We start from the raw sequence: 17121 nt of genomic DNA, 5'->3' as shown, positions 1-17121 counted from the left end.
TGAGTATATAAAAGGAGAAGATGGAGAAGATTATGTTCGGGCAACGACAAAGTATGATTGTTTATTTACATTCATTGAAACATGCCAAAATTTTAAGGAAATATGGTAATATTCATTACATATCAAAGCGTTTGAAATATGCAGTTGTATATTGTGATGTGGAGCAAATAGAGCATATGATGCAAAAGCTAAATAAGCTTCCTTTTGTGAAAAAAATTGAGCAGTCATATCGCCCGTTTCTTAAAACGGAATTTGAAAATTCGCGTCCGGATCGTGCGAAAGAATACGACTATAGTTAAGGAGAATCCCCCCACTAATTTTAGTGGGGGGATTCTTTATTTTAATAAAAATACAATGGGTATAAATTGCTACTGCATTGGAGGAATGAAATGATTCATTCGTAAAATGCCGATAAGGTGATTAAAATATAATTCTTTTTCTGGGAAAGTTGTAGAAGGTTTTACAGTAAAAGAAACGACATTTTTTTCAATTTGTTCAGCTGTTTCTTCGAATAAAACAATTCGTTTGCTTTTTTTATTTTCAAGTATAGGAATCCCTTCGCGACATATGTATAGCGGTTGGAAATCACCAACTGTTGTTGGTTTCAGAACAACAACTAGTGAGCATACTTTTTTATCATTTTTTAAGGTTTCGAATTGTAACATATGTGACACACGGTCTTTATTTGTTTTTGCAATCTCAAGTAATTCATATAAATCGGAGTAGCCTTCTCCTAGTTCAATAAAACGTTGAATCATATTATTTCCTCCTCTTTCTTTTACTGTATCATTTCATTTTTAAAATGAAAAGAACGCAAAGAAAAAAACCCTGCAAAGCAGGGCCCTTCTTATACTAGTATGTACTAGCAAGAAGGCAAAGGGAGAGGAGAAACCGGAGGAAGAACTTATGGGGAAACGTAAGTCTTCTCCGCGGTTGGCAACAACATCGAAGGTGATGTTGTTATATTTATTTATGTCCAATCTAAATGAAGATATACATAATGAATTTAAATTTTATCGTAGGCTTTTTATTTTGCTTTTTTTTATTTTATGATAGGATAAAAAAGATAAAGGGAAACTTGTATCAGTAGAAGAGATTTTACTCGCATATAGCGAGATGAATATACATATTGGATACTGGAAAGTGATCATACAATGATGGCTATTAAAAGAAATAAAGTGTTTTTTCTTTTAATAGGTAGCGGATTAGGTTATCCTTTAATGGGAAAATAACCAGGAAATATTGGGATTTGATAGCGATTACCAAAGCGGATATGTATTTGTAATAATCGCTCGATAGATTGAAATAAAGGTAGTGACAGCGAATGAGAGTAGTTTCAGGAAAATGTAAAGGGCATCCACTTAAGGCTGTACCAGGTAATACAACGCGACCAACAACAGATAAAGTAAAAGAAGCCATTTTTAATATGATTGGTCCTTATTTCGAGGGAGGAGTTGCTCTCGATTTATTTGGAGGTAGTGGAGGACTTGGGATTGAAGCACTTAGCAGAGGGATTGACAAAGCTATTTTTGTGGATCGAGATAATAAAGCGGTGAAGGTAATTCATCAAAATTTAGAAAGCTGCAGAGTACATGATCAAGCTGAAGTGTATAGAAATGATGCAGAGCGCGCTTTGAAGGCGCTAATTAAGCGTGAATTATCATTTGATCTCATACTGTTAGATCCACCATACAAAGATCAAAAAATCATTTCGTTAATTAGTGTTATGGACCAACATGGAGTATTGAACGAAGATGGATTGATTATGGCAGAACATGGGGATGATATAGTCTTACCTGAGACGATAGGTAGACTTGTAAAGGTAAGAGCAGAAAATTATGGTATTACGGCGATTTCGATTTATAAGTATGAAGGTGAGGAGACCGAATGACAAGTATAGCAATTTCTTCAGGAAGTTTTGATCCAATAACTCTTGGACATTTGGATATTATTAAAAGGGGCGCAAAGGTGTTTGATGAAGTATATGTTGTTGTTTTAAATAATTCTTCTAAGAAACCGTTTTTTTCAGTAGAAGAGCGTCTAGAGCTAATTCGAGAAGCAACAAAAGATATTCCAAACGTAAAAGTTGATTCGCATAGCGGACTGTTAGTTGAGTATGCAAAAATGCGTAATGCAAACGCGATTTTACGTGGTTTACGTGCGGTTTCTGATTTTGAATATGAAATGCAAATTACATCAATGAATCGTAAGTTAGATGAAAACATTGAAACATTTTTTATTATGACAAATAATCAATATTCATTTTTAAGTTCGAGCATTGTGAAGGAAGTGGCTCGTTATGGTGGGAATGTAGCTGGTCTTGTTCCTTCTGTTGTAGAGCGCGCTTTAAAAGAAAAGTTTCAAACCCCGTTAAGATGAACGGGGTTTTTCTTTATTTATTATGCGTAAGAATAATAAAATAACATATAGATATAAACAAAATAGTGTAAAAGTAGGGCCGTAGTGAAGCAATATATCCCAAGCCTTTGTAAGAATAGAAGACTGATTTGATAAGAAAACCGGAATATCTTGTTGATTTGGTGAAAAAGAATGTAATTTTTCGTAAAGTGGTACCCAAAATATAAAGGTGTATATTGGGGCGAGAATACTTTGGATAATTCTTGCAAAGAAATAAGGCTTAAAGCGAATATCAGTTTCGGCTAAAATGCTTGCCACTTGAGCTTGGATAGAAAGGCCGCTAAATGCGAGGATAAAGCTTGTGACCATTGCTTGTTCAAGAATTGTAGTATGATTGGTTTGGCTAATCATTTGGCTACCCAGTGTCATTTCGAAAAGCCCTGACAAGATGGGGATGCTAAAGTGTGGCGATAGTTGGCAGAATGTTAAAATATGTTGCATAATAAGAGCTAGTGCTGTTGTGATTTGGAAGACGGTAATCATTTTATTTAAAACGGAGAATAAAATAATAAATCCGCCAATCATGAGTAAAGTTTGAATAGAGGAAATAATAGCATCACCAAGTAGTTTTCCAATTGGTCTGTTCTCTTGCAAACGTGTCTCATGGAGGATTGAAAAAGCGTGCTGTAAGGGACGTTTTTGAATGGATTGTTTTTCCTTTATGTAAGTATTGTTGTTGCCGTAAAAACGCATAAGTAAACCGACAGTAAAGTTGCTAACGTAATGTGCAGTAGCTAATATAAAACCTAATTTTGGATTGTTAAAAAAGCCAATAGAAACAGCTCCAAAAATAAATAGTGGATTAGAAGAGTTGGTAAATGATACGAGCCGTTCTGCTTCTATTTGAGTTAGCTGGTTACTTTGCCTTAGTCTGGCACTTAATTTGGCGCCCGCAGGAAAGCCAGAAGCCATCCCCATTGCCCAAACAAAGCCTCCAATACCAGGTACACGGAAGAGTGGGCGCATAAGCGGTTCTAATATAACACCGATAAACTTTACAACACCTATACTAATTAAAAGCTCCGCAACGATAAAAAAAGGTAATAGCGAAGGAAAGACAACTTCCCACCATATATTTAATCCGCGAATAGAAGCTTGCAAAGCGGCTTGGGGGTGAAGTACGAGAGAAAATGTTAGAAATATCATCGTTATGGTGAGAAAAGCTGTTTTCCATTTTTCATACATTTTAACGTAGCCCCCCTTTGTCCCAAAAACGTTCACTTCAGTATACGTGGATACATGGTGAGTTTAGACCATAAGTATGAAAAAGAGGACAAAAAAATTTTAAGGGTGAGAGAAATGAAGGAACCGAAAATAGGTTTAGCTCTTGGATCTGGAGGTGCGAAAGGTTTCGCGCATGTCGGTGTGATTAAAGTGTTACGAGAGGCGAATATCCCTATCCATATGATTGCCGGAAGTAGTATGGGGGCATTGATTGGTACATTTTATGCAGCGAGTTGCAACGTAGAGAGGCTCTATCGAATGGCTACATTATTTAAACGAAAATACTATTTGGATTTTACTGTACCCAAAATGGGCTTTATTTCTGGAAAGCGTGTAAAAGATATGATTAAAATGTTTACATATAATAAAAAATTAGAAGAGTTAGATATCCCAACTGCAGTTGTGGCCACTGACATTTTAAAGGGGGAAAAAGTTGTATTTACAAGCGGTTCTATTGCTGATGCGGTCAGAGCAAGTATTTCTGTGCCAGGAGTGTTTGTACCTGAGAAAATAGATGGTCGTTTATTAGTGGACGGTGGGGTAATTGATCGTATTCCTGTATCTGTCGTAAAAGAGCTAGGTGCGGATATTGTGATTGCTGTAGATGTATCGCCTATTAAGGTGAACGGAGAAATTACATCCATTTATGATGTTATCATGCAGAGCATTGAAATTATGCAGCATGAACTTGTTGTCAATCGGCAAATTGCTTCGGATTTAATGATGCGTCCGGCAGTAGAACAATTTAGTTCTCGTGCTTTTACCCATATTGAAGACATTATTCGAGTTGGAGAAGAAGAGGCGGAGAAGCATATTCAGAAAATTTACTTATTAATTGAGCAGTGGAAGGAGAAAAATAATGTTTAAGCGTTTTCGGTTTATATATGCAATTTTAATTGGAGTTATATTGGCGATGTTACTTGTCTACGTACGCCTTCCGTATTATGTAACAAAGCCAGGTATGGCTGCGAAATTAGAACCATATGTACAAGTTGATGGTGGAAAGAAAGAATCAGGTGATTTTATGCTTGTGACAGTTTCAATGGGGCCAGCGAATGTTGTAAACTTAATAGCTGCCCAATTTAATAAATATAATCACATTTCTAAAGCAGAGGAAATTTTGCAAAAAGGTGAGAGTGATGAGGAATACCAATTCCGCCAAGCGTATGCAATGAAAGATTCACAAAATGCAGCGATTTATAATGCATATAAACGTGCGAATCGTCCAGTTTCTTTTCAAAATAAAGGAGTATTAGTTGCTGGGATTGCAAAGAATATGTCCGCTGAAGGAAAATTAAAACTGGGAGATGTAATTGTCGCTGCTGACGGTCAGCCTTTTGAAACGATAGACCAATTTACTGCGCACATGGCAGGGAAAAAAGAAGGGGAAGAAGTACATATTGAATATGTTCGAGATGGAAAACGTTTTGAGGAAAAGTTAACATTAAAACAAATTCCTGATGGTAAGGGGCGTGTGGGAATCGGAGTTTCTATTGTCACTGAAAGAGAATTAGTAGTAGATCCAAAAGTGAAAATCGACTCGCACGAAATTGGTGGGCCCTCGGCGGGATTAATGTTTACATTAGAAATTTATAATCAATTAGTTGAAAAAGACATGACAAAAGGCCATGAAATTGCTGGGACAGGAACAATTAATGAGAAGGGAGAAATCGGTCCTATAGGTGGTATTCAGCAAAAGGTTGTAGCAGCTAGTGATGCGGGTGCAGAAATATTCTTTGCTCCAAATGAAAAAGGGGCATCGAAATCGAATTATAAAGAAGCGCTTGAAGCAGCAAAAGATATTAAGACGAAGATGAAAATTGTACCAGTAGATACATTGGATGATGCATTAACATACTTAGAAAAAATGTCAGAAAAAAAGTAAGCCTCTCGCAAGAGAGGTTTACTTTTTTATAAAAAGGTATTTATTGTTTCATCATACCGAATAGGATGTTGCGTTACATCTTTTTGTATACATTTTGTACGTAGCGGTTCTTGTAGCACTGAAAAATAAACAGCGTTTGCTTTTCGCTCTATATCTAGAACAGGATGCTTGAATGTCTTTGTGTGAGTAAGAAGAGGGAGTCCTAGATTTTTTTTATGTTTCGAAACATAAGTTTGTCCTTTTTGTGACATACCAAGTAAACGTATATATGGTGAATATTGCTCTGTATGCGCCTTCTCCATTTCTTCTTTTGTTGTATTCGTTAAAATATGTGTACACGCTCGTTGTAATCTAGTCCATGTATAACGTTTTGTTTTTAACGCTTCCATGAAAGTAAGAAATGAAGAGCTATTATGTATTTTTGATAAAATACGATGCTCCAATCCTTCCTCTATCTCATATATATGTTGTAGCTCCTTGGAAGACATTGTCAAAAGTTTGTATTTAAAAAATGGGAAATACTTCTCCCAACAATGTAGCATGTGATAGGTTTGGTTATAGCTTTCTAAAAAAGATGCAGTAAAATTTGGTACAAAGGGATAAATGGTTGTGAATGAATCATTTTCACTAAATAATTGTTTGCGAATGCTGGTGGCACTTGCAATATGGTTATCTTGAAAGGTTTCGTCATGATAATGAGATGCGAATCTTTCAATGGTATGTGCATGAATTGAACTTTTCTGGGAAAGAATTGCTTCAATGTAATGTAAGCCTAATATATTATTTGGCTGTGACATATCAACAGTATTGCTGTCCGATAAGATATGGAAGAAGGCTTGAGAAGTTGCTTTTGCATAGCTGTTTCCATTATCCATAAATTGCTGTACAAGTTGATTGAAAGTATCATTTTCTTTTTGGCGTAACGAAATGGTGTTATAGAAATTTTGAACTTTTCCATCCTCACTGCCAAAACAAATTTCAGAAACGCCAAGCGCATCTAAAATAGAAATAGCTCCGCTAGCAAATGTTTCGGCCTTTTGTGTTGCGAATGCATAAGGGAGTTCAACAACAAGATCTACGCCCCCAGCTAGAGCCATTTTGGTTCGCTGCCATTTTGATACGAGAGCTGGTTCACCGCGCTGTAAAAATGGTCCACTCATGACAGCGATTGTAATGTCGCACTGTGTTAACTTTTTTGTTTGTTGCACATGATAAGCATGACCGTTATGAAAGGGGTTATATTCCACAATAATACCACTAGCCTTTATGATAATCTCTCCTTTCGATGTAGCATCTTTTCTGAAAACATGATAATCTATATATTATTTCCTATAATGACTTCATTATAGTGTAAAGAAAAAACTTACACTATAAATGCATTATATCACTTACGTCGCAGGGTTTAACCCTCTTGTTTTTCTTCACTGCTCACTTTTTGACCACTTCGACCACTTTTTAGTACATTTCCTAGCATTTCAGTTACCTCAATTTGACGTTCTTCATAAACATCAGTATAAATATTTAAAGTTGTAGAAACATTTGTATGACCAAGTAATTTTGAAACAACCTTTGCATTTGCGCCAGAATCGATTAAAATGGTTGTAAACGTTCTTCGGATATCGTGGAATCTAATATACGGTACGTCAATTGCTTCGCACAAAGCTTTCATTTGATAACGTATCGTATATGGATGCACGATTTTTTTATTTCTTGTACAAATTAATAGGTCGAAAGAATTTTCCTTTTTGTGGTTTTGATATTCTAACAACTCTCCCATTAATTCTTCCGTCATTGGAATCATACGATTGGATGCTTCGGTTTTTGTTTCACCTAGTTCATACTTACCGTCCACAAGCGTTAACGTTCTTTGTACATGAATAATCCTGTTTTCAAAATTAATATCATTCCACTGTAAAGCTAACACTTCTCCGATACGCATGCCTGTATGCAAAGCTAAAACAAATGCAATATAGTAGCTTCCTTGTATTTTTGCATACTCCATAAACTTCATTGCTTCTTCAACCGTCCAACTAGCTTGCGCTTTCTTTTTTACTTTCGGCCGCTTTGCTTTCTTAGCAGGATTAGAGTTAATCATTTCTAGCTCTACACCTTTATCAAGGATTTGTTTTAACATAACATCAACGGATGAAATGTATTTTGTAGTTAGACCCTCTTTAAGCAGCTTCTGATGAAAGTTATGCACAGTCAGAGGTTTTATATCTGACAACCTCTTCTCGCTAAATTCAGGCATAACACGTGAGCGTAGAATGCGTTTGTATTGATACAATGTTGATGGTCTACATGATGATTCTTTCTCTTGCATCCAGATTTCTACGAGCTGAGAAAAGCGAATATCACTATTCTCATAATCTCCATTTGCTAAATCATTTGTTACTCTAGCCACTTCTTCTTGTGCAGCTTTCTTTGTTTTAAAACCACCTTTAGTGATTTGTTTCCGCTTACCTGTGAGTGGGTCTTTGCCGACATCCATAGTAAAAGACCACTTCTCACCACGTTTACGAAAGTATGCCATGATTTTTCACCTCGTCATAATCGTTTTCTAAATACAAGCTGTGAATGTGGTAGTGGTATAAGAATGATAGCATGTTAGCGTATTTTTTGTAAAAGGTATAATTTGATGTTTATTAAGCCATCTATTTCATTTATTTGTTCCAATATCCGACAAAAAAGCTATAATAGAGAAAGACATAAAATACATATTGCCATGTATAAGATATAGAAGATGGGTGGGTTACGAAGTATGGAAGTAATGGTTCCACAGCGCTTTAATCGCAGTACAATGTATGAATTGTTAGAAGCGGTAATTGATGAGGATTTAAAACCTAAAGCTGAAGAAATTACATTTAATTTCCGAAAACTAAAATTTATTGAGCCTGCTGGTGTAACTATACTAGGAAATTTATTTGAGTGGTTAAATAAAAATGGTGTTACATGCGATAAAATATTGCCAAGAAGTATAGATGGTAGGGATGCCGTTAGGTATTTGGATGATTCTCTATTTTTTGAGCAATACTTTGGAGAAAAATTAAGAGAGCAAGCAGGTTTGAGGCCCACAACCATCCCGTTAAATTTGGTGTCATATGCAAACAGTTATCAATTCTTACGCGGTAGGTTCGCTTTTTGGCTTGCAAATAGATTAGATGTAACTGTTGAATCTGTTAAAAATATAACGGTTTCCATGGAAGAAATTTTCAATAATATTAGGGATCACGCGCAAGAAAATACAGGTTGTATTTTCGCGCAACACTACCCGAATAAAGATGGCGAAAACACAGTACATATCACTATCTCTGACTTCGGTGTCGGTATTCCGCATAATATACAAAAGGAATATCCTTCAATGGATGATGGAGAAGCTCTAAATATGGCGATCACTGCGGGATTTTCTACAAGAAGTACTCCAAGAAACAGAGGGGTTGGTTTAGCTACATTAGTTGATAATGTTGTTAAGGACCTTGGTGGTGAAGTGTATATCCACTCTAACCATGGTATACTAACTTGTAAAGCAGGAAACACTGACAGTGATGTAGAATATAATGTATCACCATCATATTATCCAGGTACTTTAATTCAAATGAAATTAAAGGCCGATAATATAGAAAATATAATATCAGATGAGGAGGACTTCGGCGAATGGGATTAATTAATGTTTTAGATCATGTAGAACGATGCTATTCAAATGACGACGGACAAATCATTCAAGATTTAATCAGGCATAGTTTTAAACAAAATGAGAAAGTGATAGTATCATTCAAAGGAGTAACAGCATTAAATTCATCTTTTGTAAATACTGCATTTATCGAATTGTTAAATGACTATGAATTTTCTTTCATAAAAGCACATTTAGGTTTTTCTAACTCAACAGCGCAAATTAATAAAATGATAAAAAGTAGATTTAATTTTGAGGTAAATGAAAGAAAAAACTTAGTAACCGCTTAGAGAGATTTGACTAAAAAGAGCTATTTAATATAGCTCTTTTTTCTTTAATTTACAGATATAAAAGAACTGGGATACAATATCTATATATTATATAAAGGAGGGGGTAACATGGGAGAGTTCACAAAAGAACCTGGTGGTCATAAAGTTGCTGATCCTGGTGTAGGTTGGCACAATGAACCAGGCGGCGGTGGTTGGAAGACAATTACTGGTCCAAGTACATGTGTATAAGAAAAGGGGGATTACGAAATGAAAAGGTGCATAACAGATTCAGGTGGTTCAAAGGTGATTTCCGATCCAGGTACAGGAATGGGGATTTTCGACCCGGGACCAGGTGGAGGATATACAATAAATCCAGGTGGTAGATGGAGAAAAGAACCAGGAGGTTTGAGAAATGAGAAAAGATAACTTTGATCCAGGTGGTCTAGGCGGAAGTCGATTGATATATGATCCAAATCTAGGTGGAGGGTATACAAAAGACACCAGTGGCGGATACATAAAAGACCCAGGAACAGGAATATAAAAAAGAGAGCAATAGGCTCTCTTTTTTTGTTGATAAAAATTTGTTAATTTTTACCGTTGCGATTGGAAATGTTTTCTACTACAATCGACTCATAACAATTCTTTTTTCTCGTTTAAGAACTGCGTGTAAAAAGTGAGTTGTTTACAGAACTGTTCTCGTTGGGATTCATCCAGGCCTGCGAAAACCGTTTGAATTTCATCTAGAACAGTTTCTAAGTGCTTTTCACTTGTCTTGAATTTCCGGCCCATTAGTGTATCGACAGAGATATCAAAGAATGACGCGATACGATCTAACGAATCCAAATCAGGCTCATTAAAATTAGTTTCCAAATTACTTATCTGACTACGGCTTAATTTGACTTTATCTCCGAATTCAGCTTGTGTTAAAGCGCGAGCGTTCCTAAATTTTTTTAAATTTTCTCCAAATGTATTCATGCCTTTATTATAAATAAGGCATTATTTTTAGACTATATATACCAAGTAATTTGGTTCAAATATTATGTTTGCTTAATTTTTTGGATTATATTTAAAAATAAACTAGAACAAGTGTTCTTTTAATGGTAAAATATTCTTAGTGAAAAAAAGATTTTTCGAAAAAAAACTTTCTCAACATGATTTGACTATAAATAGAACGAAGATTCTAAATCTTGTGATAAACTGATTTTAAATATAAAAATAAGAACAAAAAAGACCCATAGCGCAGCAAAAGTAGTGTGCAGCCACTCTTATGCTGTTCCCCTAATACGGTAGGGAAAACACTTGCCATGAGTCAGCACAAGTATAACATATAAAGTTTGAAAAAACTTGAATGGTATAGTTTTTCTATTGAGAAAATTCAGGGAAGGTGTCTCGCGTTCAAAGGAGGCTTCGTTATGAATAAAGTATCTAGTTTAAGCAGTATTGTTTTAGATGATGAATTAAATTCAGTTAAGCTTTCAAAAATCACAAATTTATCGCAGTCAAATTTATGGAAAACACTGAATGGAAAAGTACCTATGACTTTCGCAAAATTAGTTAAGATATTGAGTGGTCTTGACTCTGAAGAACAGAAGATGGAAGTGGTTCAAGAATTTTTAAAGTATACAGATAAAGAAGCAGATATAAGAACTGCAATGTATTATTTATATCAGTCAGGTTATACAGAATTACTTCAAGATCTTGTGGAGAAAGATTACAAACAATCTGTAACTAATAATTACAGAGATATATTCCGAGTTTGTTTAGATAGACAAACTCACTCATTAAGATCAGGAGCGTTTCTTAAAGAAATCGAAACATTACGTACAAAAGTGAATTTAAATAAAACAGGTGTGAATATTCTTGTGAATACCTTAAGCGTATATGGTTATTTTGATTTAGGGGCATATAATGTATTAACAGTTCTCCAAGGAATTATTCAGGAGAAAATTGATGAAATGCCAAAAGGTTTAGAAAAGACTTTAAACGAAGTAGAATTAAATATAATCTGTGCATACGCAAGTTTAATGCAAGACGAAGTAAAAACGGCAAGAGAATTATTACAGCATGTGCTAGAGAAACAAGAGATTCCATGTTTATTGAAAGCTACAGCACTTAGTATTTTTGCTGAGAGTTATATTTTCAGTAATCCTGATAAAGCATTGTATTTTTTTGAATTATCGCTTTCGGAATTAAAGAAGATAAAAAATAACAAATCATTACTGAAAAGAAAATTAGTGGAAAATACAACTGCTTTTTGTTGTATTATTCATAATGTTCATGTAAAATCAGAATATATACATGATAATGCTGAAATTGCGTTACAGTATATTAATCAAAACAAAAACGATGAAGCTTGCGAAATATTAAATCAAATTAGTAATCGAACTGCAATTCAAGATTTTTACTTATCTATTGCAACGAAGGATGAAGACTTACGCAGAAAAGCATATCATCGATTTTTAAAAGAAGGAAACTTATTCTACATAAAAATTTTTGATATCTTAAAGTGAGGGATAGTGAGGATGAAGAAAATAGTTGCTTGTGTAGTTATTGCATGTACGCTCGCATTATCAGTGTTATCGATTGGATCGGTACCGAGTAAAGATAATCAAGCCGCAGAAAAAGTAAAAGAAGTACAATTAATGAAAATGGATCCAGGTACTTTAGGATAATAAATAAATGAAAATGCCATTGCATCTAAGGGTGCAATGGCATTTCGTACGTTTAAGGGGTTATTCATTTTCTACATTTTGATATTTTTGAATAAATAAGGATGATGGGGGAACCGACGATGAAAAATGTACTAGAGAGCACATTATGGGAAATGTTAAAATTAGGAGTATTAACTACAGATGAGAATGAAAAAAAGTTGGTAGAAAATATAAAAAATATAGTTAGAAAAGAAAAAAATGATTGTTAGCCTAATTGCTGACAATCATTTTTTGTTATGGCCTACAGCAGCCTTCATCATATCCAATAACATATCTTGTTTTTCTTTTGGCATTTTTTCTAACATGTCAATTAGCTCGTTAAATTCTTTTCTTAATTCAGTGAACTGAACTGCATTTAATTCCGGATCATCAGATCGGCCTAATAAATAATCAACAGATACATTTAATACATCTGAAATGATAACTAAAGTTTCATTAGATGGCGAACTATAGCCTGTTTCATAATTAGAAATTGTAGTTTTTGTTACTTTAGTTTCCGTATCCATCTTTTCTTTTATTTTTAATGCTAATGCATCTTGTGTTAATCCACGTTGTTTTCTAGAAAGTTTTATCCTCTGCCCTAAAATAGTCATAAACTCACCCCATATATATATTATATCCAAAACTGTAAACTGTATTTTGAATTTAAAAGTACAACTAAATTGTACTTTGTTTGTAAAAGTTTTGCATTAGTTTTTTAAAATTTTGTTTAAAAGTCCAAAAAACTCAAATATTATTATTGACAGTACAAAAAAATTGGATATATAATAGGTGTAACAAGTTCAAGAAAGTTGGATTTTAGGAGGTGTCATCATGGGAAAGAAACGACATAATTTAATTAAAGCTCGTAAGCGTAAAAATTTTACCCAGGAACAACTAGGAGCGTTGATAAATAAACAGAAAACGGTAATCAGTAATTGGGAAACTGGTTACGCAACTCCAGCATTAGATGATGCAATGCAAATAGCACAAATATTAGAAGAAGACATATATAACCTTTTTTCAGGTGTTGAAGTTCAAGAAAATCAAACTTAATTTTAAAAAGTTCAATTTTAGTAAGGCTTATATGAAAAATGAAAAGGAGCTAAAAAACATGTACCAAATAAAACAATTACCATTCTCACTGAAAGCAGAGGATGTACAAGAATTCTTAAATATTTCTCGATCAGCAGCATACGCACTTATGAAGAGAAAGGATTTCCCAACAATTGTGATTGGGAAAAGCAAACGGGTTAAAGCAGAAGATTTCCTTAAATGGGTAGAAGCACAAAAGGTGGGAGCAAATGCTAGCTAAAATTAAATTTCGGATTTTTAAAAAAATTACCGTTTGATCAATAAGGAGGTGATGTAGTGGAAGATACAACATCGGTAGCTGTATTTGGAATATTTATCGCATGTATTGCATGGTTGCTTTACATTACTTACGAACCAATAAAACAATGGGCTTGGAGTGACGTAGAACAAAATAAAAAGACCCACGGCAATGGGTCCTTTGAAAAACATAAGTTGTTATAAGTATATCACGGAAAGTAGGGAAATGGTACGTGGATCTAATCGAATATCAAGTGCTATTACCTAATAAGTTCTGGGACTTAGCAAAAAGCAAAGATGAATTAAAACAAATGATTGAACAGTATTTCGGTGTTGGTTATTCGCATTACGAAATTCAACGGATTACCAAAAGTGGACAAGCACATATTGCAGTTTGCATAAGGAGGTAAGGACTATGTCGGAAGTAAACGTAAAATGGATTAAACTTTCAACTACCATGTTTGAAGATGAAAAAATACGAATTATTGAGAGTATGCCAGAAGCAGACACGTTATTAATTATTTGGGTCAAGTTATTAGCTCAAGCAGGAAAGATAAATGCGAGTGGTTACATCTTTCTAAATGAAAATATACCTTACACGGAAGATATGCTAGCAACTATTTTTAATAGACCATTAAATACAGTTCGGATGGCACTAAGCACCTTTCAAAAATTTGGAATGATTCATATCGATGAAAATCATTACATTAATGTTGTTAATTGGGGAAAACATCAGAGTTTAGATAAGTTAGAACAAATTAAAGAACAAGATAGATTACGCAAACAAAAGCAAAGAGCCAAACAAAAACAACTGAAATTAGGTGTGTCACGTGACAGTCACGGGACAAGTCACGATGATGTCACGGACATAGATAAAGATTTAGATAAAGATTTAGATAAAGATTTAAAAGAAAAACATAGTCCTAAAATAATTCAGGACAGCGCTCAATCTATTCCATATCAAGAAATTGTTGAGTATCTCAATATGAAAGCAAAAACCAATTATAAACATACATCTAAAAAAACACAGGATTTAATTAGAGCAAGATGGAAAGAGGGGTTCGGATTAACTCATTTTCAACAGGTAATTGACATCAAGGCTTCACAATGGATTGATAATACGGAAATGAGTGGCTATTTGAGACCTATCACGTTATTTGGAACTAAATTCGAAAGTTATTTAAATGAAAAACCTGTACAACGAAAAGGAGTTTTTAAAGGAGGTCCAACTAATGCAAGCAATAAAAAAGATAGTAGCTTCATCGACAAATACGACTTCAAGAAACGCTAGTCAAAGATATGTATTGTCGCCTAATAGATGTACGAATGTATTTTTAGTAGGAAAAAAAAATTTAAAAGATGTTTGCAGTAAACGCATGTTGATAGATACAGAAACAAATGAGGAATTTTGTCCTCAATGTAGATCGGTAGAAAAAGAAGACCAGCAATTAGCTGTAGAGACACTAGCTATAAAAAAGAAAAATGAAATCATTCATTTATATGATTCATTTGCTGATAACAGCTTAATAAATGACAAGTTAAAAAAAGCTACGTTTGAAAATTATGTACCACCTAAAAAGGAATTGGCTGATGCGAAAGAAACGATTATGAATTTTGTTACTTCATTCAATAAAGAAGAACCAACAAGCATGATTATTACAGGTGATTACGGAGTAGGAAAAAGTCATTTATGTGTGGCAGCCACTAAGGAACTTATGAAAAAAGGTCACAGTGCAATGTTTATTCAAATGAATAAGCTATTTACCAAAATCAAATCCACTTGGAATAAAAACAGTGAAATGACAGAGGACAAGCTTATGTCCCTTCTAGCAAAAGTTGATGTCTTGATTATCGATGACTTTGGAGCGGAATTCACGGAGAAAGATAAGGAAGGCGTCACTTGGAAACAAACGAAGACAAATGAAATCGTAGATAGTCGTATAGGTAAAAGTACTTTATTTACTACTAATTTTACAATCGGTGAATTAGCAGGAATGTATGGAGAGCGTGATTTTAGTCGGATGATGGAAAATGCCGAAATGTTAGAAATGCATGGCGACAATTATAGATTACGAAATTTCAGAAAGGAGCAATAACAATGTGTGCATTATGCAACGGTAAAGGTGTTATTTATACAGAACCATTCAATGGGGCGTTAGCAATTGAATCTTGTACTTGTGAAATTTCTCAATTAAATGAAGCGACATATTCAGAACGATGGGAAGCATGGTTACAGTATTCCGAAATGGAAATGCAGAAAGTAGAAGCTCAAAATCAGCAACAGGCTAGTTAATAAATAAGGGGGAGTCATATTGAAAAGCACAGGAATCGTAAGAAAAGTGGACGAGCTTGGTCGTGTGGTTATTCCAGTTGAAATGCGCAGAACATTAGGAGTTGTCGAAGGAACGTCAATGGAGTTTCATGTTGATAATCAAGACATTGTTTTAAGAAAACATGAGAAAGCTTGCCTAGTAACAGGTGAGCTTTCTGAAGACAATGTGGAGTTGTTAGATGGGCGAATTGCTCTTAGTAAGAAAGGAGCAAAAATCTTAATGGACCTTATTCTTCAAGAAGGAGAAACGAAGGGGTGGATTCGTAAATGATTATTCAATTCAAGTTCAAAATAAGCACTGTTTTTGATACTTGGCCATGTGAAGAAATCATTGTTGCTGGTACTGATGTAAAAGCAAAATATGAGTATTTTCTTAAATTCAAACATAGGTTTCTCACAATGAATGCTCATGAATTTATGAAATTTGTAAAATGTGAAAACTTAGGAGTTCATAGTATAACACCATCACCTCGTAATAAAGTGGCATTCCGTAGGATGTGTAAGAAACGTAAAATCGACTTTGTGTATGTTGGAATGAGAGTTGAAGTTGTCGGGCGCATGGGAACAATCATAGGGAATTGTAAAAATAATTTACTTGTCATATTCGATGGAGATGTACACGGTTGTGACTGTGATCCAAGATTCGAAATAGCTTATTTTGATAAAGACGAACAGATTATCAAAGATACAAGAAAAGGCGTTTATGCGGTGTAGCCAATAGATTACTAATCTAATTAAAAGAGTAGGTGTAAAAATGGTGAAACAGTTAAATATCTTCGATGTAGAGCCAGAAATCATTCAATTTGATATAACGAAAGCTAATGTAAAGAAGGGAGCTGGGCGAGTTACATATACAGATGTACGTGTCCAGGTTCCTAAAAATGCAAAGTGTACGGATGAATTACCTCGCACTACAAAACAAGATGATCGGTATGACATCTTTGAACAATATACAATGGCAATTTGGCGGTTTCAACGCAGACTGGACAAGCTATTTAACTGGGAAGCCGCTGAAGAATTATGTAAGGCAGCAAGAGATAAAAAAGAAGCTATTCCAGTAAGTGTTTATTTAGGAAGTGGATTTAAACCTGATGTTGTCGAGTACATGCGGTAGTGAGAGGGAGATAGACATATGAAAAAAATAGAAATCGATGTAACAAGCAATAAGCTCTATGTAGTTAAGGATGGAAATGTAATAGCAGTTAATCCACCAGTGAGCGGATTCGGTGAACAGGTTGCGGTTTGGGTAAACGGGAAAGTTGATCGTGTGGATACTAAGTTTACTGAAAAGATAAAATAAT

Annotated in this window: 29 protein-coding genes; 23 read left to right on the top strand and 6 right to left on the bottom strand. The window is 34.5% G+C overall.

The features are described from left to right. Positions 1-32: 32 nt before the first annotated feature. Positions 33-299 (top strand): YlbG family protein, encoded by a 267-nt coding sequence (locus BLV40_RS02045; RefSeq protein WP_026590226.1) that lies wholly within the window; start codon positions 33-35, stop codon positions 297-299. Between the two features lie 69 nt (positions 300-368). On the opposite strand, the gene BLV40_RS02040 is transcribed toward BLV40_RS02045, so the two are convergent. Further along, complete coding sequence (locus tag BLV40_RS02040) at positions 369-758, bottom strand: DUF7147 family protein (protein WP_026590227.1); 390 nt, start codon at positions 756-758, stop codon at positions 369-371. A gap of 566 nt (positions 759-1324) precedes the next feature. Here BLV40_RS02040 and rsmD point away from each other — a divergent pair. Continuing rightward, positions 1325-1891: a 16S rRNA (guanine(966)-N(2))-methyltransferase RsmD gene (gene rsmD, locus BLV40_RS02035; RefSeq protein ID WP_090687273.1), complete on the top strand. Its 567-nt coding sequence runs from the start codon at positions 1325-1327 to the stop codon at positions 1889-1891. After that, complete coding sequence (gene coaD / locus BLV40_RS02030; RefSeq protein WP_026590229.1) at positions 1888-2379, top strand: pantetheine-phosphate adenylyltransferase; 492 nt, start codon at positions 1888-1890, stop codon at positions 2377-2379. Before rsmD ends, coaD begins: the two co-directional genes overlap by 4 nt. On the opposite strand, the gene ylbJ is transcribed toward coaD, so the two are convergent. Next, positions 2371-3603, bottom strand: coding sequence for a sporulation integral membrane protein YlbJ (ylbJ, locus tag BLV40_RS02025; RefSeq protein ID WP_090687271.1), 1233 nt, complete (start codon positions 3601-3603; stop codon positions 2371-2373). The genes coaD and ylbJ overlap by 9 nt on opposite strands. Before the next feature lie 114 nt (positions 3604-3717). Between ylbJ and BLV40_RS02020 the strand changes: the two genes are divergently transcribed. Together BLV40_RS02020 and BLV40_RS02015 are read left to right on the top strand one after the other, a co-directional pair. After that, on the top strand, positions 3718-4509 hold the full coding sequence (locus BLV40_RS02020) for a patatin-like phospholipase family protein (RefSeq protein WP_090688280.1): 792 nt from the start codon (positions 3718-3720) through the stop codon (positions 4507-4509). After that, the gene (locus tag BLV40_RS02015) at positions 4502-5527 is read left to right on the top strand and encodes a SepM family pheromone-processing serine protease (protein WP_090687269.1); all 1026 of its coding nucleotides are present in this window, start codon (positions 4502-4504) and stop codon (positions 5525-5527) included. The genes BLV40_RS02020 and BLV40_RS02015 overlap by 8 nt, the downstream gene beginning before the upstream one ends. A 26-nt stretch (positions 5528-5553) precedes the next feature. On the opposite strand, the gene BLV40_RS02010 is transcribed toward BLV40_RS02015, so the two are convergent. Next, positions 5554-6795, bottom strand: coding sequence for a nucleotidyltransferase (locus BLV40_RS02010; RefSeq protein WP_139265445.1), 1242 nt, complete (start codon positions 6793-6795; stop codon positions 5554-5556). A gap of 134 nt (positions 6796-6929) precedes the next feature. Further along, positions 6930-8060 (bottom strand): site-specific integrase, encoded by a 1131-nt coding sequence (locus BLV40_RS02005; RefSeq protein ID WP_090687266.1) that lies wholly within the window; start codon positions 8058-8060, stop codon positions 6930-6932. Positions 8061-8288: 228 nt separating this feature from the next. Between BLV40_RS02005 and BLV40_RS02000 the strand changes: the two genes are divergently transcribed. From BLV40_RS02000 to BLV40_RS29580, 4 genes are all read left to right on the top strand, one after another. Next, a complete protein-coding gene (locus BLV40_RS02000) occupies positions 8289-9191 on the top strand; it encodes an ATP-binding protein (protein ID WP_090687264.1) in 903 nt (300 codons plus the stop codon). Continuing rightward, positions 9182-9487: an STAS-like domain-containing protein gene (locus tag BLV40_RS01995; RefSeq protein WP_090687262.1), complete on the top strand. Its 306-nt coding sequence runs from the start codon at positions 9182-9184 to the stop codon at positions 9485-9487. The genes BLV40_RS02000 and BLV40_RS01995 overlap by 10 nt, the downstream gene beginning before the upstream one ends. Before the next feature lie 246 nt (positions 9488-9733). Next, a complete protein-coding gene (locus tag BLV40_RS28360) occupies positions 9734-9892 on the top strand; it encodes a hypothetical protein (protein ID WP_170833597.1) in 159 nt (52 codons plus the stop codon). Continuing rightward, on the top strand, positions 9879-10007 hold the full coding sequence (locus BLV40_RS29580; protein ID WP_280138864.1) for a hypothetical protein: 129 nt from the start codon (positions 9879-9881) through the stop codon (positions 10005-10007). The genes BLV40_RS28360 and BLV40_RS29580 overlap by 14 nt, the downstream gene beginning before the upstream one ends. 89 nt (positions 10008-10096) lie before the next feature. Here the strand turns inward: BLV40_RS29580 and BLV40_RS01985 are convergent, their stop codons facing one another. After that, entirely contained in the window at positions 10097-10441 is a 345-nt protein-coding gene (locus BLV40_RS01985) for a helix-turn-helix domain-containing protein (RefSeq protein WP_090687259.1), read from the bottom strand. A 437-nt stretch (positions 10442-10878) separates the two neighbouring features. Here BLV40_RS01985 and BLV40_RS01980 point away from each other — a divergent pair, with 437 nt between their 5' ends. From BLV40_RS01980 to BLV40_RS29575, 3 genes are all read left to right on the top strand, one after another. Beyond that, on the top strand, positions 10879-11976 hold the full coding sequence (locus tag BLV40_RS01980) for an AimR family lysis-lysogeny pheromone receptor (protein ID WP_090687258.1): 1098 nt from the start codon (positions 10879-10881) through the stop codon (positions 11974-11976). Positions 11977-11988: 12 nt separating this feature from the next. Then, the gene (locus BLV40_RS28355; protein WP_090687256.1) at positions 11989-12138 is read left to right on the top strand and encodes a hypothetical protein; all 150 of its coding nucleotides are present in this window, start codon (positions 11989-11991) and stop codon (positions 12136-12138) included. Between the two features lie 119 nt (positions 12139-12257). Then, the gene (locus BLV40_RS29575; RefSeq protein WP_280138863.1) at positions 12258-12386 is read left to right on the top strand and encodes a hypothetical protein; all 129 of its coding nucleotides are present in this window, start codon (positions 12258-12260) and stop codon (positions 12384-12386) included. A 15-nt stretch (positions 12387-12401) separates the two neighbouring features. On the opposite strand, the gene BLV40_RS01970 is transcribed toward BLV40_RS29575, so the two are convergent. Beyond that, a complete protein-coding gene (locus BLV40_RS01970; RefSeq protein ID WP_090687255.1) occupies positions 12402-12770 on the bottom strand; it encodes a helix-turn-helix domain-containing protein in 369 nt (122 codons plus the stop codon). A gap of 220 nt (positions 12771-12990) precedes the next feature. On the opposite strand from BLV40_RS01970, the gene BLV40_RS01965 reads away from it, so the two are divergent. From BLV40_RS01965 to BLV40_RS01915, 11 genes are read left to right on the top strand one after another with little or no spacing between them, the layout of a single operon-like run. Then, positions 12991-13212: a helix-turn-helix transcriptional regulator gene (locus tag BLV40_RS01965; protein WP_090687253.1), complete on the top strand. Its 222-nt coding sequence runs from the start codon at positions 12991-12993 to the stop codon at positions 13210-13212. A gap of 58 nt (positions 13213-13270) precedes the next feature. Beyond that, positions 13271-13471 (top strand): helix-turn-helix domain-containing protein, encoded by a 201-nt coding sequence (locus BLV40_RS01960; protein ID WP_000284332.1) that lies wholly within the window; start codon positions 13271-13273, stop codon positions 13469-13471. 56 nt (positions 13472-13527) lie between these two features. Then, the gene (locus BLV40_RS28350; protein WP_090687251.1) at positions 13528-13692 is read left to right on the top strand and encodes a hypothetical protein; all 165 of its coding nucleotides are present in this window, start codon (positions 13528-13530) and stop codon (positions 13690-13692) included. 29 nt (positions 13693-13721) lie between these two features. Next, positions 13722-13898, top strand: coding sequence for a hypothetical protein (locus BLV40_RS28345; protein ID WP_090687250.1), 177 nt, complete (start codon positions 13722-13724; stop codon positions 13896-13898). 5 nt (positions 13899-13903) lie between these two features. Then, positions 13904-14779 (top strand): phage replisome organizer N-terminal domain-containing protein, encoded by an 876-nt coding sequence (locus tag BLV40_RS01945; RefSeq protein ID WP_090687247.1) that lies wholly within the window; start codon positions 13904-13906, stop codon positions 14777-14779. Next, complete coding sequence (locus tag BLV40_RS01940; RefSeq protein WP_090687245.1) at positions 14721-15584, top strand: ATP-binding protein; 864 nt, start codon at positions 14721-14723, stop codon at positions 15582-15584. The genes BLV40_RS01945 and BLV40_RS01940 overlap by 59 nt, the downstream gene beginning before the upstream one ends. A gap of 2 nt (positions 15585-15586) precedes the next feature. Next, positions 15587-15781 carry a hypothetical protein gene (locus BLV40_RS01935; protein ID WP_090687243.1) on the top strand — a complete coding sequence of 65 codons (195 nt, stop codon included), beginning with the start codon at positions 15587-15589 and terminating at the stop codon, positions 15779-15781. 19 nt (positions 15782-15800) lie between these two features. Further along, complete coding sequence (locus tag BLV40_RS01930) at positions 15801-16091, top strand: AbrB/MazE/SpoVT family DNA-binding domain-containing protein (protein ID WP_090687241.1); 291 nt, start codon at positions 15801-15803, stop codon at positions 16089-16091. After that, positions 16088-16534, top strand: a complete 447-nt coding sequence (locus tag BLV40_RS01925) for a hypothetical protein (RefSeq protein ID WP_090687239.1) — start codon at positions 16088-16090, stop codon at positions 16532-16534. Before BLV40_RS01930 ends, BLV40_RS01925 begins: the two co-directional genes overlap by 4 nt. 40 nt (positions 16535-16574) lie before the next feature. After that, positions 16575-16934, top strand: coding sequence for a cell division protein SepF (locus tag BLV40_RS01920; RefSeq protein ID WP_090687237.1), 360 nt, complete (start codon positions 16575-16577; stop codon positions 16932-16934). 18 nt (positions 16935-16952) lie between these two features. After that, complete coding sequence (locus tag BLV40_RS01915; protein ID WP_002192984.1) at positions 16953-17120, top strand: DUF3954 domain-containing protein; 168 nt, start codon at positions 16953-16955, stop codon at positions 17118-17120. Position 17121: the final 1 nt, after the last annotated feature.

The organism is Bacillus sp. 166amftsu (assembly GCF_900107445.1).
GTDB classification, from domain to species: domain Bacteria; phylum Bacillota; class Bacilli; order Bacillales; family Bacillaceae_G; genus Bacillus_A; species Bacillus_A arachidis.
Note: the sequence above shows the minus strand (reverse complement) of the source record. Positions and strands in the feature narration are given on the sequence as shown.

Bases quoted from the DNA above. Each gene is read 5' to 3' on its own strand.
- ylbJ (WP_090687271.1), bottom strand. From the start codon at position 3,603: ATGTATGAAAAATGGAAAACAGCTTTTCTCACCATAACGATGATATTT.
- BLV40_RS02000 (WP_090687264.1), top strand. From the start codon at position 8,289: ATGGAAGTAATGGTTCCACAGCGCTTTAATCGCAGTACAATGTATGAA.
- BLV40_RS02040 (WP_026590227.1), bottom strand. From the start codon at position 758: ATGATTCAACGTTTTATTGAACTAGGAGAAGGCTACTCCGATTTATAT.
- BLV40_RS01965 (WP_090687253.1), top strand. From the start codon at position 12,991: ATGGGAAAGAAACGACATAATTTAATTAAAGCTCGTAAGCGTAAAAAT.
- BLV40_RS02015 (WP_090687269.1), top strand. From the start codon at position 4,502: ATGTTTAAGCGTTTTCGGTTTATATATGCAATTTTAATTGGAGTTATA.
- BLV40_RS02005 (WP_090687266.1), bottom strand. From the start codon at position 8,060: ATGGCATACTTTCGTAAACGTGGTGAGAAGTGGTCTTTTACTATGGAT.
- BLV40_RS02020 (WP_090688280.1), top strand. From the start codon at position 3,718: ATGAAGGAACCGAAAATAGGTTTAGCTCTTGGATCTGGAGGTGCGAAA.
- BLV40_RS01935 (WP_090687243.1), top strand. From the start codon at position 15,587: ATGTGTGCATTATGCAACGGTAAAGGTGTTATTTATACAGAACCATTC.
- BLV40_RS01925 (WP_090687239.1), top strand. From the start codon at position 16,088: ATGATTATTCAATTCAAGTTCAAAATAAGCACTGTTTTTGATACTTGG.
- BLV40_RS02045 (WP_026590226.1), top strand. From the start codon at position 33: ATGTTCGGGCAACGACAAAGTATGATTGTTTATTTACATTCATTGAAA.
- BLV40_RS28360 (WP_170833597.1), top strand. From the start codon at position 9,734: ATGAAAAGGTGCATAACAGATTCAGGTGGTTCAAAGGTGATTTCCGAT.
- BLV40_RS29580 (WP_280138864.1), top strand. From the start codon at position 9,879: ATGAGAAAAGATAACTTTGATCCAGGTGGTCTAGGCGGAAGTCGATTG.
- BLV40_RS01970 (WP_090687255.1), bottom strand. From the start codon at position 12,770: ATGACTATTTTAGGGCAGAGGATAAAACTTTCTAGAAAACAACGTGGA.
- BLV40_RS28355 (WP_090687256.1), top strand. From the start codon at position 11,989: ATGAAGAAAATAGTTGCTTGTGTAGTTATTGCATGTACGCTCGCATTA.
- BLV40_RS01995 (WP_090687262.1), top strand. From the start codon at position 9,182: ATGGGATTAATTAATGTTTTAGATCATGTAGAACGATGCTATTCAAAT.
- BLV40_RS01985 (WP_090687259.1), bottom strand. From the start codon at position 10,441: ATGAATACATTTGGAGAAAATTTAAAAAAATTTAGGAACGCTCGCGCT.
- BLV40_RS01915 (WP_002192984.1), top strand. From the start codon at position 16,953: ATGAAAAAAATAGAAATCGATGTAACAAGCAATAAGCTCTATGTAGTT.
- BLV40_RS29575 (WP_280138863.1), top strand. From the start codon at position 12,258: ATGAAAAATGTACTAGAGAGCACATTATGGGAAATGTTAAAATTAGGA.
- BLV40_RS01940 (WP_090687245.1), top strand. From the start codon at position 14,721: ATGCAAGCAATAAAAAAGATAGTAGCTTCATCGACAAATACGACTTCA.
- BLV40_RS01960 (WP_000284332.1), top strand. From the start codon at position 13,271: ATGTACCAAATAAAACAATTACCATTCTCACTGAAAGCAGAGGATGTA.
- BLV40_RS01920 (WP_090687237.1), top strand. From the start codon at position 16,575: ATGGTGAAACAGTTAAATATCTTCGATGTAGAGCCAGAAATCATTCAA.
- coaD (WP_026590229.1), top strand. From the start codon at position 1,888: ATGACAAGTATAGCAATTTCTTCAGGAAGTTTTGATCCAATAACTCTT.
- rsmD (WP_090687273.1), top strand. From the start codon at position 1,325: ATGAGAGTAGTTTCAGGAAAATGTAAAGGGCATCCACTTAAGGCTGTA.
- BLV40_RS01945 (WP_090687247.1), top strand. From the start codon at position 13,904: ATGTCGGAAGTAAACGTAAAATGGATTAAACTTTCAACTACCATGTTT.
- BLV40_RS01980 (WP_090687258.1), top strand. From the start codon at position 10,879: ATGAATAAAGTATCTAGTTTAAGCAGTATTGTTTTAGATGATGAATTA.